The following is a 13,381-nucleotide window of genomic DNA, read 5'->3' as shown; positions in this document are numbered from 1 at the left end:
GAGCGACTGGGCTCCGACGAGCTCCTACAGTACGGTCACTGGGGCCGGAGTCGATTAGCGCTCCCGAAGGCGTCGAGACGAAAGCCGGTCCGCCCGCGCCGGGGCGAACCGCGAGCCGCGCTCAGTAGATCAGCTCGTCGTCGTTCTCGATCATGTACAGCGTCCGCGCCGCGACGTTGACCGCGTGGTCCGCGATCCGTTCGAGGTCGCGCACCGCGAGCAGCGCCTGCGACACGTCGTCGAGGGAGGCTTCGAGCGCCTCGCCGTCCGTCGGCGCCGCGCCGTCTCGGGCCGCGTTGCGGGCGCGGTCGGCCTCCAGCAGCTCGCGGACGACCGCCTCGCTCGCCTCCCGACAGCGCTCGTCGAACGCGTCGTCGCTCGCCGCGATCTCGCGACAGGCGTCCGGGTCGCGGGCCGCGTAGGCGGCGACCGCGTCGGCAACCATCTCCCGGGCGCCATCGCCGAGGTCGCGTACGTCGACCGCGGGGTGAACGCCGCCCTCCGGGCCGCCGTACGCCGCGAGGTTCGTCGCGAGGTCGGCGACGCGTTCGAGGTCGGTGATGATTTTGAAGGAGGCGGCGACGAGCCGGAGGTCGCCGGCCACCGGCTGCTGGAGCGCGAGCAGCTCCGTACACTCGTCTTCGAGGGCGAGGTACGTCTCGTTGACCTCGTGGTCGCTCTCGATCACCGAGCGGGCGAGCTCGTCGTCGCCCGAGACCGCCGCCTCGACCGCGTCGTCGAGCCGGCCGCAGACGGTCTCGCCCATCGCGACCACGCCGTCCCGGAGCTCGTCGAGCCGCTCCTGGTAGTTCTCGCGGGGCATCTACCCGAACTTCCCCGTGATGTAGTCCTCGACGCGCTGCTCTTCGGGATCCTCGAATATCTTGGTGGTGTCGTCGTACTCGACGAGCCGGCCACCGGTGAGGAACACCGCGGTCCGGTCGGAGATACGGGCCGCCTGCTGCATGTTGTGCGTGACGATGATGACGGTGTACTCCTCGGCCAGGTCGTCGATGAGGTCCTCGATCTTCGAGGCCGCGACGGGGTCGAGCGCCGAGGTCGGCTCGTCCATCAGGATGACTTCCGGATCGGGCGCGATAGCGCGGGCGATACAGAGCCGCTGTTGTTGCCCGCCGGAGAGGTCGAGTCCCGAGGAGTCGAGCTGGTCTTTCACCTCGTCCCAGAGGGCGGCCGCCTTCAGCGACTCCTCGACGCGTTCGTCGACGTCGCCCTCGTAGCCCTGGATCTTCAGGCCGTACGCGACGTTGTCGCGGATCGACTTCGGAAACGGGTTCGGCTTCTGGAACACGATCCCGATCTTCCGTCGGAGCGCGACCGGGTCCACGTCGTCGTCGTACACGTTCTTACCGCCGAACTCGACGTCGCCCTCGACTCGGCACACCTCGATCATGTCGTTCATCCGGTTGATACACCGGAGGAACGTCGACTTCCCGCAGCCCGAGGGGCCGATCAGTGCGGTCACGTCGTGTTCGAATATCTCCATCGAGACGCCGTCTAACGCCTGTTCGTCGCCGTAGTAGACGTTCAGGTCACGCGTCTCGATGACCGTGTCACGTGCGTCGAGCGGGGCGTCCCGCGACGCTTCGTCGCCGGTCTCGATGGTCGTCTGGATCTTCGGGGAACTGTCTGATTCGCTCATTGGTTAGGTCTCACGTCCGTACTTGTTTCGGATAACGATTGCCGTCGCGTTCATCAGCAGCATCAGGGTGAGCAACACGACGGCCGCCGCCGGGACGACCCCGTGTCGGAACTCCGGCTTCGCGTTGGCCGACGCGGCGAAGATCTGTAGCGGGAGCGCCGTCGCGCTGGAGAACAGCCCGCTCGGCGGACTGTAGGTCGTCGTGGCGACCGCGATGATGACGAGCGGCGCGGTCTCGCCGATCGCCCGCGCCAACGCGAGGATCGTTCCGGTGAGGGTCCCCGGAATGGCCTCGGGCAGGACGACCTCGCGGAGCGTCTGCCACCGGCTCGCGCCCATGCCGTACGAGCCCTGCCGGAGGTCGTCGGGGACGGAGCGCAGCGCCTCCTGCGTCGAGACGATGACGATGGGGAGGATGAGCAGTCCGAGCGTCCCCGACGCCGAGACGACGATGCCGGTCCCGAACCCGAGCGTCCGCCGGAACAGCGCGAGCCCCAGCAGCCCGTACACGACCGAGGGGACGCCGGCGAGGTTCGAGATGTTCACCTCCAACAGCGTCGCGAGCCGGCCGCGGAATCCGGAGTTCGGCGCGTATTCCTCGAGGTAGATGGCCGCGCCGATCCCGACCGGGAACGCGAGGACCGCCATGAACCCGACGATGATGATCGAGCCGACGATCTGCGGATAGACGCCGGCGTTGCTCGCGGTCAGCCCGTCCCACGACTCCAGGACAAGGGTCGGCGTGAGGAACGTGTCCGGGGTCTCGATCCCGAACCGCTCGACGAGCGCCGCTCCGAGCAGCGCGCCGCCGAGGAGGACGAACGGCCCGGCGAGGCCGACACGTCCCGCGGGATTGGTTCGGACGGACCGCCGGACGACGTAGCCCGTGGGGACGACGAACGCCGAGAAGAGGACGACCAGAAGGGACGCGTTGGCCCCGGTCGCGATCGACGCCCCGGCGACGGCGAGCCCGCCCGCGGCGACGGCTCCCCCGGCGACGGCACCGGTGCGACGGCCGCGGCGCGAGGCGGTCAGCGTCCCGACGAGGAGCGCCGCGGGGACGGTGACGAGGCCGAAGTACATGATCCACTCCGCCGCGATCCCGAGCGGCCCGCTGATCGGGCCGTCCACCACGGCCGCGACGCCGATGCCGACGAGGATCGAGACGAGGATGAGCGGTCCGGTGTACGCCTGACCCTCGGTCGTCCGGTCGTACGCCAAGACGAGCATCGGGGGGAGCGAGGCGAAGACGCCGTAGATGAACACGTCGTAGGGGCTGAGCGCGTCGACGACGGCGTACGTGACGGCGCTCAAGAGGAGCCCCCCGAACACCGCCGCGAACGCCACCGCGTTGGCCGTCCGCACCGCCGGTCTCCGACGGGCGTACAGCGTGAACGCGGCCGTCGGCGCCACGAGGGTGCCGAGGTAGACGAGGAACCACGCGGGCGACGCGGTCCCCGGCCGGAACGCGTCGACCGAGATGTACGCGAACAACACGAGCAGCGAGACGATCCCGACGAGCGTCGCCGCGACGAGCGCGACCTCGAAGAGCTGTCCCTTCAGCTGCTGGAGCCGGAGCGCCGCGCTTCGGCCGAGTTGGTCGCCGGTGGAGTCTTCGGTCGCCATTCAGTACTCCTCCCGGAAGCGCCGTCTGACCAGTTCGGCGAGGACGTTCATGATCAGCGTGATCGCGAACAGCGTCATTCCGAGCGCGAACATCGCCTCGTAGGTGGGGCCGCTCCCGTAGGAGTCGGCGCCGGCGATCTGGACCATCGCCGCCGTGATGGTCTGACTCGACTCCGCGAGGTTGCGGAGGACGTTCGGGAAGTACGGCATCTGCGGGCTCATTCCCATCGCCATCGTGACCGCCATCGTCTCGCCGATGGCCCGCGAGATCGCGAGGACGTACGAGGCGACGATGCCGGAGGTCGCCGAGGGGACGACGATCCGCGTCGAGACGTCGAACTTCGTCGACCCGAGCCCGTAGCCGCCCTGCCGGAGACTGTCCGGAACCGCGCTCAGCGCGTCCTCGCTGATCGACGAGACCATCGGGATGATCATGATCCCGACGACGACGCTCGCGGACAGCGCGTTGAACGTGCCGAGCGAGGGCATGACGAGCGTGAACTCCGGGAGGATCGGGACGCCGGCCGGGACGAGCTGCACGGAGATCGGGAGGAAGCCGTCGATCAGCGGCGTCACGTACACGAGCGCCATGTAACCGTAGATCACGGTGGGCACGCCGGCGAGGATCTCCAGGGCCGGCTTCAGTATCGATCGGGCCGTATCGCTCGCGTACTCGCTGAGGTATACCGCCGCCGCCAAGCCGATTGGGAGCGCGATCAACGCCGAGAAGATGGTAACGATAAGAGTTCCACTTATCAGCGGGAGCACGCCGTACGAGTTCGCGATGACCGGGCTCCAGTTCGTTCCGGTGAAGAACGCGATCGGCGATATCTGCGACCAGAACGAGAGCGCCCGTCCCGACAGCGCGAGGATGATCCCGACGGTTACGAGTATCGTCAAGCCGGCGCTCGCCGCTATCAGGCGGCCGTAGAGCCGTTCCTTACGGACGACGAACCCGCTCCGTTGGAGCGACCCGACCCCGCTGTCCGATTCGTTGCTCATTCAGATTGGTAAAACGTGAGGTGTGTAATCAGCGTTCCCCTTCGGACGTTACGCGCTGTACTCGTACTCGCCGGCGATCGCCTCCTCGAGGTTGGCGAGGTTGCTGTCGACCATGTCCTGGCTGGCCGGCACGTAGCCGATGTCCTCGGCGACGTAGTCTTTGGCGGCCTCGTTGATGTAGAACTCGATGAACGCCTGGAGGTGGTTCTTCTCCTGGATCTTGCCCATGTGGCCGTAGCTGAACAGCGGCCGAGCGAGCGGGTAACTCCCGCTCTGTGCGGCTTGGAGGCTGGGCTCGACCGGGTCGCTGCCGCCCTCGCTGAGACTGAGCGCCTTGACCGTGTCCGGGTTGTTCGTGTAGTACGCGAAGGGGAGGTAGCCGAGCGCGTACCGGTTCCCGGAGACGCCCTGCGCGATCAGGTCGTCCTCCTCGGTGCCCTCGAAGTCGCTGCGGATGTCCTGGTCCGCCTCGGTCTCTCCGATGACCGCCTCGATGAAGTAGTCGTACGTCCCCGACGTACTCGCCGGCCCGTAGAGGTCGAACGGCTCGTCCGGCCAGTCCGAGTTGACGTCGGACCACAGTTCAGGCGCGGTGTCCGGCGACCAGATGGTCCGGAGCTCCTCCAGCGAGATCGAGTCGATCCAATCGGCCTCGTTGTTGACGACGACGGTGAGCGCGTCCTGCGCGAGGAAGAACTCGACCGGCTCGATGCCGTTGTCGCGACAGCGCTGGAGCTCGTTCTCGGTGATCGGCCGGCTCGCGTTGTTCATGTCGCTGTCGCCGGGGATGAACACGTTGTTGAACCCGCCCCCGCTGCCGTCCCGGGTGAGGTTGAAGCTCACCTCGGAGTGCTGTTCGGCGAACTGGCGAGTGACCTCCTGAGCGACCGGATAGACGGTACTGCTCCCGGAGATCCGGATGTCTCCGGAGAGGGTCTCGCCGCCGGAGCCGTTTCCGGAGCCGCCGTTTCCGGAGGTACAGCCCGCGAGCCCGAGCGCCCCGGCACCGGCGATTGCCGCGAGCGATTTGCGCCGCGTGATCCCCGCTGTGTCCGCGTCGTGGCTAGAAGCCATCACCGAACGGTGGTCGTCGTTCGATTAAGTAGTATGCTATGAGTGGTACGGGGCGACCCGTACGACCCGGTACGGCTATGTGAAGATATATACTCTATATAGCGATCCGGAAAATCGCGATTTGGGATCGAAGACGGCTCCGGGGAGTCGGAGTCGAGAGGCGACGACGCCGAACCGAGACGGAAACCGAGACGTGGTTTTAAGTCCTCGTACCGGGAGAAGCCGGACGAATGACGCCTCCTACGACCGACGGGCCGCCGGCGCCGACGACCTCCCGAGAGGAGGCGTGGGTGGCTCACGCCGCGCTGCTCAACGCCGCGCGGAGCGCGACCGACGAGGACCTCTCGTACCGCCGTCCGATCGAGTCGATCGAGCGCGGCGCGGCGCTCGACGACGAGGGAGTCGCCCTGCTCCGCGACGCGCTCGTCGACTACCTCGGCGACGCGCCCGTCCGCGACCGCGCCCCCGGACGGGCGCTGTTGCGGCGGACCGACGACGCGGCGGGCCAGCGGTCGCGACGCGCGTAGTCTCGACGGCCACGCGAAAGCCGGCCGCCGCCCGCTACGAGCCCGCCGCCACCGCCTCGATCAGCAGTTCCGCGACGTCGACGATCTCCACCTCGTCCTCGAAGTCGCCCGTCTTCCGGCCGTCCTCGAACATCGTCGTACACATCGGGCAGGCGACGACGAACTTCTCGATCGCGGCGCCCGCGTCGGTGTCCTCGACCGCCTCGCGGAGGCGCTCCTCGCTCGGCTTGACGTCCTCCTCGTGTTCGGTCCAGAGCCCGCCGCCCCCGCCGCCACAGCAGAAGGAGTCCTCGCGCGAGCGCGGCATCTCGTGGAGGTCGGCGCCGGTCGCGCGGATCAGCTCTCGCGGCGCCTCGTACTCGTCGTTGTACCGGCCGAGATGGCAGGGGTCGTGGTAGGTGACGGTGTAGTCCAGCTCGTCGCCGGAGAGGCCGAGCCGACCGTCCTCGACCAGCTCCTCGACCACCTGCGTCCAGTGGAACACGTCGATCTCTCCCGCCGGGTTCCACGGCTCCTCGCGGTCGAACGGCATCATCGGGTCGTCCGCGAACTCCGCGAAGTCGACCTCGGGGTACTCGTTTTTGATGGTGTTGTACGAGTGCGGGTCGGTACAGACGACGTTCTCGAACTCGCAGTCCGCGAACGTCTCGACGTGGTGGCCCGCCAGTTCGAGGTAGAGGAACTCCTCGCCGATCCGACGGATGTCGTTGCCGTCGGTCTTCTCGTCGTCGAAGAGGACGCCGAACGACACGTCGGCCTCGTCGAACAGGCGGGCGAGCGCCCGGGCGACCTTCTTGTTCCGGTCGTCGAAGCTCGGGTAGTCGCCCACGTACCAGAGGTATTCGACCTCGGTCTCGCGGGCGTCTTGGACCTCGACGCCGTCGTCGAGGTCGTCCGTCCAGTCGCCCCGCGCCGACTGCGGCTCGCCGAAGGTGTTCCCCTTCTGCATCACGTCCTGAAACACGTCCTGGAGGTTCGAGTCGACCGCCCCCTCGTCGACGAGCTGGCGGTTCAGCTTCGTGAACGAGGTGAGGTGTTCGATGTCGACCGGACAGGCGTCCATACACGCCATACAGGACATACACGACTCCATCGACTCGGCGTCGACCACGCCGCCCTCGTCGGCGACGATGGGGACTGTACCACCATCTGCGCTCGCGACGCCGCCGTCCGTCGCCATCGCTTCGCCCCCGCTCCCCGCCACCGGATCGTCGCTCACCGACTCGCGATACGCCTTCAGGTCGAGGATGACGTTCCGCGGGTCGAGGTTGCGACCGACCGTGTCGGCGGGGCAGGCGTCGGTACACCGCCCGCACTTCGTGCAGGCGTCGCCGTCCATCAGCTCCTTCCACGTGAAGTCGTCGAGCGACTCCGCGTTGGTGTGATCGAGGTCGGCGGGGACGTTCGGGAGCCGCGCGCCCGCCTTCTCGTCGCGGGCGACGACGTTGGCGAACGAGGAGATCATGTGGAACGGCTTCGCGTACGGGATCCACGCGACGAACGCGAACGCGAGCAGCGAGTGGCTCCACCAGAGGACGCCGTATATCGCCTCGGCGCCCGCGGCCGTGAGCCCGGCCGCCTCCAGCCCGGTCGCGAGCGCCATCCCGACGAAGCTCACGGTCTCGGTCGCGCGCTGCGCCTGGCCGACCATGCTCACGCCCTCGACGAGGAAGCCGCCGACGCCGAGCAGGAACAGCGTCCAGACGAACGCGTCGTCCTCGAGGGAGGTGTGTTTTCCCCACAGTCGGTCCTCGCGGGTCTTGTAGCGGCGGTAGGCGGCCATGCCGACGCCGACGACGAACAGCAGGCCGAACGCGTCGACGGCGAACTGGTAGGCGAGGTAGAACTCGCCGACCCAGAACGACTCGCCCGTCAGCGGGCGGTACAGGTCGATGTCGATCCCGAGGATGGTCGTCGCGACGAGTAAGACGAGAAACCCCCACAGGACGAACGTGTGCATCACGCCCGTGTACAGGTCGCCGTCGAACTGGTTCTCGTTCGCGAGGACCGTCTTCGTCGCCGCGACGACCCGACCGGGGAGGTTCGACAGTCGATCCCGCGGGTCAGCGCTCCCGCGCGCGTACGCCGCGAACCGGGCGTAAACGCCGTAGAGGAAGACGAGGACCGCGACGGCGGCGAGCCAGTAGAACGCCGCCTTCCCCACCGGACCGATAGTCCAGAAGGTCTCGCGGGTGGCCGCCTGTAGGGGAATCATGATCGATCACCGGGATACGGTCGGGTTAAAACTTGCCACAACGCGGCGGTCGTCGCTCGGCGTTCACGCGGTTCCGGGCCCGACGACGGCGCAGCGCCCGCGAAGCGCGCCTGCCGCGGAGCGTCAGGCGAGCCGCAGGACCGCGGCCGCGAACATCGACGCGGCGAGCGCCAGCGCCGGGGCGTCGACGCGGCGGAAGGCCAGCCGCGGGAGCGTCGGGTTCCACGCGAAACACCGGGCGACGAGCGCCGTGCCGAGCCGGTCCGCTCGGGAGAACGCTCGCGAGAGCCCGCCGACCGCGACGAGCCGCATCCGCTCGCGCCGGGGGCGCTCCGCGCCGAGCCGCGCGCGGACCGCCGCCCGCGTCGCCGCGAGGTCGCGTTTCAACAGTGGGAGGAATCGGAAGACGAGCGCGACGCCGACGCCGAGGAAGACGCCCGGTCGACCCGGGACCGTCCGCTGGACCGCCGCGCGCGACTCCCGGACCGGGGTCGACCGCACGTAGGCGGCCGCGACGACGAGCAGCAGGAGGACGCGGTAGCTCGCGAGCCCCGTCACGGCGGCGCGCTCGACCCGAAACCACGGCGCGCCGAGCGTCGCGCCCGCGACGAGGGGAGCGAAGAGGAGGACCGGGAACGCGACCCGATAGCCCCACAGGTCCCGCGGCCCGCCGTCGGCGGCGAGCAGGCAGCCGACCGCGACGAGCGTGAGGAGGGCGAGCCCGCGCGGCGTGGTGTACGCGTACGCGACGGCCGCGAAGGCGACCTGAACGAGGAGTTTCGACCGGGGGTCGAGCCGGTGGGCGAGCGAGTCGCCGGGGACGAACGAGAGGGTCATTCGGTCTGGGTACCGATGCCGCCGCCCTCGGGCACCCGCACGTCCAGCCCGGGGAGCGACTCGACCGCCTCCTCGGGCGGCGCGTCGACCGCGATCCGCCCGTCCGCGAGTCCGACGATCCGGTCTGCGAGCGCGGCCACGTCGCGGAGGTCGTGGGTGACGACGACGACGCTCGTCCCCTCGCGGTGAAGCGCCCGGAGCCGCGCCACGACCGACCGCCGGGCGGGCTCGTCGAGGCCGGTGAACGGCTCGTCGAGGACCAGGTGGTCGGGCTCCATCGCGAGCGCCCCCGCTATCGCGACGCGCTCGCGCTCGCCGCCCGACAGCGAGTCGATCCGCTCGCGCTCCCGGCCCGCCATGTTCACGGCCGCGAGCGCCTCGTCGACCCGCCGGTCGATCTCGTCGTGCGAGAGCCCGAGGTTCTCCGGCCCGAACGCGACGTCCGCGCCGACGGTGGCGGCGACCAGCTGGTCGCGCGGGTCCTGGAACACCATCCCGACCGCCGAGCGCGCGGCGACGAGGTCCTCCTCGACCGGCGTCCCGTTCACCGAGACGTGCCCGGCGTCCGGCTCGACGAGCCCGTTGAACGTCCGGACCAGGGTGGTCTTCCCCGAGCCGTTCGCGCCCGCGACGACGAGGAACTCGCCGTCGGGGACGGCGAGGGAGACCTCGTCGACCGCGGCGGTTGCGCCCTCGCTCTCGGCGTTGTCTTCGCCCCGCCCGTACCGACACGTGACGCCGTCGAGGTCGATCACGGTCCCGCCCCGCGTGCGCTCACGGTCGCCTCACGCCGCGGCGATCGCGTCGGACCTGACGACGCCGACGGCGGCGGCGATCTTCAGGGCCTCGGCCGGGAGGAACGCGACGGCGCCGACGGCGATCGCCTCGACCGGGCCGAGCGAGAGGACGATCGCCAGGCCGGCGACGCCGAACCCGTAGATGACGACGGTGCCGAGGACCATCGCGCCGACGAGCGACGGGAGGCCGACGGAACGGAGGTCGCGCAGCGCCGCGCCGCGGTGGACGACCGCGCCGACGACCGCCGCGGCGATCGGGTACGACCAGAGGTAGCCGGCCGTCTGCCCGACGAGGGCGCCGACGCCGGCCGACCCGCCCTCGAAGACGGGCGCGCCGAGCGCCCCGGCCGCGAGGTAGAGCACGAGCGACGCGCCGCCCCACACCGGACCGAGGAAGATCCCCGCGAGGAAGACGCCGAGCACCTGAAGGGTCACGTCCACCGGCGAGACCGGGTTCGGGAACGTGACGTACGCGAACGCGCCGACGAGCGCCGCGAACAGCGCGGCGCGCGCGAGGTTCGTCGCCGCCTCGTCGCCGACGAGGTCGACGGACTCCGTGTTCGTTGCCATACCCGAACGGACTCGTAAACTCACTTTAACGTAGCGGTTTACGAGTTTGGAGCGGCTCGGCCGAATCCGAGTTCGAGCACCGAGAGGCCCCCTCGATAATCCTCGGATAATAACGTTCATGCCCGGCCGGCGTCCACGACGCGAGTATGCCCAAGATAAGCGTCGAGATTCCGGCGGAGCTGCTCGCCGACCTCGACGAGCACGTCGGCGACGACGGGAAGTTCGTGAACCGCAGCGACGCGGTGCGCGCGTCGATCCGGAAGAACCTCGACCTGCTCGACGAGATCGACGCCCGACACGACCGCCTCGACGGAGATTCCGCGTCGACCGCGGCCGGAGCGGCGGAGGAGACCGATGAGTAGCCGGACCGCGGGCAGCGAGAACAGTCCCTTCCGGGCCGACCCGCTTGACCGGTCGGCGGTCGCGGCGGTGGCGCTGATCACCTTGTTCACGGTCGCGCTCGCGACCGCACAGGTCACCGCCGCGAAGGTGCTCGCGCTGCCGCTGCCGTTCGCACTCCCGATCGTCGGGACGGAGATCCTGCTGCCGGGCGCCGCGCTCGCGTACGCGCTCACGTTCCTCGCGTCGGACTGCTACGCCGAGCTGTACGGGCGGCGAGCGACGCAGGTGGTCGTCAACGTCGCGTTCCTCGCGAACTTCCTCGTGTTGGCGCTGGTGTGGTCGACGCTCGCGGCGCCCGGGAACGACCCCGGGATATCGGCCGCCTTCCAGACCGCGCTCGGCCCGGCGACGAACGTCGTCGCCGGCAGCCTGCTGGCGTACGTCGTCAGCCAGAACTGGGACGTGTTCGTTTTCCACGCGATCCGCGACCGCACGGGCGAGGGGATGCTGTGGCTCCGCAACATCGGCTCGACCGCCACGAGCCAGGCGATAGACACCGCCATCTTCGTCGGCGTCGCCTTCTACGCCGCGCCGCTCCTGCTCGGCGTCGGGAACCCGCTCCCGGGAAGCGTGCTGCTCGCGCTCGGAGTGGGCCAGTACCTGCTGAAGCTCGCGATCGCCGTCCTCGACACGCCGGTCGTCTACCTCGTCGTCGGCGCGGTCCGGGACTGACCGGGCCGACCGCGTTCAGGTTCGTCCGTCCCGCTCTCACAGCGCTCAGGCGACCGCCAGCGCTCGTCCCGGGCTGTCGGGGAGGTCGACCGGAACCCGTTCGAAGGAGTCGCCCGCGTCGCGGGTGACGAAGAGCCCCCGGTTCGAGAGCGCCCAGACCTCCCCGGGTGATCGCCCGGCCGCCAACACCGCCCGGTACGTCCCCTCGCCCGTCGGGACCCCGCGGTCGTCGAGGCGCTCGAACGCGCCCGCGTCGCCTCCCGGCCCCGTCGTCGCAACCTCACCCTCCGCATCGCGACGATAGCGGTACAGGTACGCCTCGCCGCGGCGGTGGGCGGCGGTCGCGCTCGCGGCCGCGCTGACCAGGGCGGTGTTCGGGTCGCCGGGGTCGACCGCGAGCCCCCAGACGTAGCCGTGATCGAGGCCGGCGTCGCGGACGCGCCACGAGTCGCCGCGGTCGCCGCTCTCCGCGAAGCCGTCGCCGGCGGCGGCGTAGACGCGGTCGGGCGCGTCCGGGTGCGTCGCCATCGCGTGAGTGTCGCGGCGCGACCCCGGCGGGCGGTCGGTCCACGTCTCGCCGCCGTCGGGCGTCACGGCGAGCGCGCCCGCCTCGATGCCGAAGAGCCACCGCTCCGGGTCGGCCGGAGAGGGCTCGATCCACCGCACGTGATGCGTGTCGGGCCGCGGCGGGAACGACCACTCGCGCGCCGACGGGAGGTCGGGCAGCCCGCCGACCCGCTCCGCCGTCTCCCCGCCGTCCGCGGAGCGGTACGCTCGCGAGGGCTCCGTGCCGATCCAGACGATCCCGGAGTCGTGCGGGCTCGTCGCGACCGCGGTCACCGCGTCCGGTCCGGAGCCCTCGGGTCCCAGCATCGAGTCGGCGGTGCGGGCGAACCGGTTCCCGCCGTCGACGGAGCGGAACAGCCCCGCATCGAACGTCCCCGCGAGGACGCGCGGGGACGAGTCCCCGAGCGTCCCCGCCTCGTCGGCGGGACCCGGACTCGCGACGGAGAGGCACTCGACCCGCTGGCCGGACAGGCGCGTCTCGACCGAGCCGGTCTCGGGGTCGACGATCCGGAGCCCGTCGTCGTAGGCCGCGTAGATTCGCATGGGTCGGAGTTCGGACAGGAGGCTCAAAAGCGTACGCCGGTTCGGCGGGGGTCTCGGGACAGCGGCACGCCGAGCCCCCGGCGCGTCGGCGGACGGGGTTCCACGAGCGCAAGAGACTTACCGCCTCCCCCCGTGCGAACTGTACGCATGGATCTTCGCGTCCAGGGAGACGTTCCCCCCGATCCGTTCCTCGGCGCCGCGGACCTCTTCGAGACCGAACACTCCGTGGAGGCGCCGGTCCGCGTGGTGGTCCGCGAGGACCCCGACGAGCGGACCTGGGCCGGCCACTACGACGACCACCACGTCCTGAACGTCTCCCGACGGGCCGCCACCAGCGCGATGGCGCGCGAGCTGGCGATCCACGAGTTCGCGCATATGGCGCGCTACGAGGAGGGCCACCCCTCTCACCTCCAGTCGACGGAGGAGGCGCTGTACCTGGGCCTCTCCGGCGAGGAGGTCGAGCGCCGGAAGCTCGCGCACTGCTACCAGATCGCGAACCACATGAAGGACATCTACGCCGACGACATCACGCTCTCGGTGGCGCCCGCGGACAAGCTCCTCGGGTTCCTCGAGTCGACGCTGGCGGCCGCGGTCGCGGACCGGCCCGACGTGTCGCGCACCGGATCGCCGCCGGTGACGGCCGGCGCCGACCCCGAGATCACGGCCGTCAACGCCGCGTTCGCGCTCGCGCTGATCGAGCGACACGACATCGCCGGCCCCGACCACCGCATCTACGACCTCGCGCGCGCCGCCGGCAGCGACACCGACGCCGTCGACGTCGACGCGTTCAAAGGGCGATTCCTCGACCTCGGCCACGACCCCTCCGAGAGCGACTACCGGAAGGCGCTCGTCGCGGCCGCCCGCGCGTACGCCGTCTGAAACCGGAACG

Annotated in this window: 14 protein-coding genes; 4 read left to right on the top strand and 10 right to left on the bottom strand. The window is 70.1% G+C overall.

Annotated elements, in window-relative coordinates:
- Positions 1 to 121 precede the first annotated feature (121 nt).
- The 5 genes from phoU to EXE45_RS05975 are packed head-to-tail and all read right to left on the bottom strand — an operon-like array spanning position 122 to position 5,362.
- The gene (phoU, locus tag EXE45_RS05995) at positions 122 to 823 is read right to left on the bottom strand and encodes a phosphate signaling complex protein PhoU (protein WP_092920928.1); all 702 of its coding nucleotides are present in this window, start codon (positions 821 to 823) and stop codon (positions 122 to 124) included.
- A complete protein-coding gene (gene pstB / locus EXE45_RS05990; RefSeq protein ID WP_092920927.1) occupies positions 824 to 1,660 on the bottom strand; it encodes a phosphate ABC transporter ATP-binding protein PstB in 837 nt (278 codons plus the stop codon).
- Positions 1,661 to 1,663: 3 nt separating this feature from the next.
- A complete protein-coding gene (gene pstA / locus EXE45_RS05985) occupies positions 1,664 to 3,286 on the bottom strand; it encodes a phosphate ABC transporter permease PstA (RefSeq protein WP_092920926.1) in 1,623 nt (540 codons plus the stop codon).
- On the bottom strand, positions 3,287 to 4,288 hold the full coding sequence (pstC, locus tag EXE45_RS05980; protein WP_137693800.1) for a phosphate ABC transporter permease subunit PstC: 1,002 nt from the start codon (positions 4,286 to 4,288) through the stop codon (positions 3,287 to 3,289).
- Positions 4,289 to 4,336: 48 nt separating this feature from the next.
- Positions 4,337 to 5,362 carry a PstS family phosphate ABC transporter substrate-binding protein gene (locus EXE45_RS05975; RefSeq protein WP_137693799.1) on the bottom strand — a complete coding sequence of 342 codons (1,026 nt, stop codon included), beginning with the start codon at positions 5,360 to 5,362 and terminating at the stop codon, positions 4,337 to 4,339.
- A gap of 230 nt (positions 5,363 to 5,592) precedes the next feature.
- On the opposite strand from EXE45_RS05975, the gene EXE45_RS05970 reads away from it, so the two are divergent.
- Positions 5,593 to 5,889 (top strand): hypothetical protein, encoded by a 297-nt coding sequence (locus EXE45_RS05970; RefSeq protein ID WP_092920923.1) that lies wholly within the window; start codon positions 5,593 to 5,595, stop codon positions 5,887 to 5,889.
- 34 nt (positions 5,890 to 5,923) lie between these two features.
- Here the strand turns inward: EXE45_RS05970 and EXE45_RS05965 are convergent, their stop codons facing one another.
- From EXE45_RS05965 to EXE45_RS05950, 4 genes are all read right to left on the bottom strand, one after another.
- On the bottom strand, positions 5,924 to 8,104 hold the full coding sequence (locus EXE45_RS05965) for a (Fe-S)-binding protein (RefSeq protein ID WP_137693798.1): 2,181 nt from the start codon (positions 8,102 to 8,104) through the stop codon (positions 5,924 to 5,926).
- A 123-nt stretch (positions 8,105 to 8,227) separates the two neighbouring features.
- A complete protein-coding gene (locus tag EXE45_RS05960; protein ID WP_137693797.1) occupies positions 8,228 to 8,941 on the bottom strand; it encodes an energy-coupling factor transporter transmembrane protein EcfT in 714 nt (237 codons plus the stop codon).
- Entirely contained in the window at positions 8,938 to 9,696 is a 759-nt protein-coding gene (locus tag EXE45_RS05955; protein WP_092920920.1) for an energy-coupling factor ABC transporter ATP-binding protein, read from the bottom strand. The genes EXE45_RS05960 and EXE45_RS05955 overlap by 4 nt, the downstream gene beginning before the upstream one ends.
- A gap of 30 nt (positions 9,697 to 9,726) precedes the next feature.
- Positions 9,727 to 10,308, bottom strand: coding sequence for a biotin transporter BioY (locus tag EXE45_RS05950; protein WP_092920919.1), 582 nt, complete (start codon positions 10,306 to 10,308; stop codon positions 9,727 to 9,729).
- Between the two features lie 146 nt (positions 10,309 to 10,454).
- On the opposite strand from EXE45_RS05950, the gene EXE45_RS05945 reads away from it, so the two are divergent.
- Positions 10,455 to 10,670 (top strand): ribbon-helix-helix domain-containing protein, encoded by a 216-nt coding sequence (locus EXE45_RS05945; RefSeq protein WP_096393831.1) that lies wholly within the window; start codon positions 10,455 to 10,457, stop codon positions 10,668 to 10,670.
- Complete coding sequence (locus tag EXE45_RS05940) at positions 10,663 to 11,382, top strand: queuosine precursor transporter (RefSeq protein ID WP_137693796.1); 720 nt, start codon at positions 10,663 to 10,665, stop codon at positions 11,380 to 11,382. Before EXE45_RS05945 ends, EXE45_RS05940 begins: the two co-directional genes overlap by 8 nt.
- Positions 11,383 to 11,427: 45 nt before the next feature.
- Here the strand turns inward: EXE45_RS05940 and EXE45_RS05935 are convergent, their stop codons facing one another.
- Complete coding sequence (locus tag EXE45_RS05935) at positions 11,428 to 12,492, bottom strand: hypothetical protein (protein ID WP_137693795.1); 1,065 nt, start codon at positions 12,490 to 12,492, stop codon at positions 11,428 to 11,430.
- A gap of 147 nt (positions 12,493 to 12,639) precedes the next feature.
- Here EXE45_RS05935 and EXE45_RS05930 point away from each other — a divergent pair, with 147 nt between their 5' ends.
- On the top strand, positions 12,640 to 13,371 hold the full coding sequence (locus tag EXE45_RS05930) for a DUF5781 family protein (protein ID WP_092920915.1): 732 nt from the start codon (positions 12,640 to 12,642) through the stop codon (positions 13,369 to 13,371).
- Positions 13,372 to 13,381: the final 10 nt, after the last annotated feature.

The sequence above is a fragment of the Halorubrum sp. SP9 genome, assembly GCF_005435015.1.
GTDB classification, from domain to species: Archaea; Halobacteriota; Halobacteria; order Halobacteriales; family Haloferacaceae; genus Halorubrum; species Halorubrum sodomense.
This window is presented reverse-complemented; position numbering and strand designations above follow the sequence as displayed.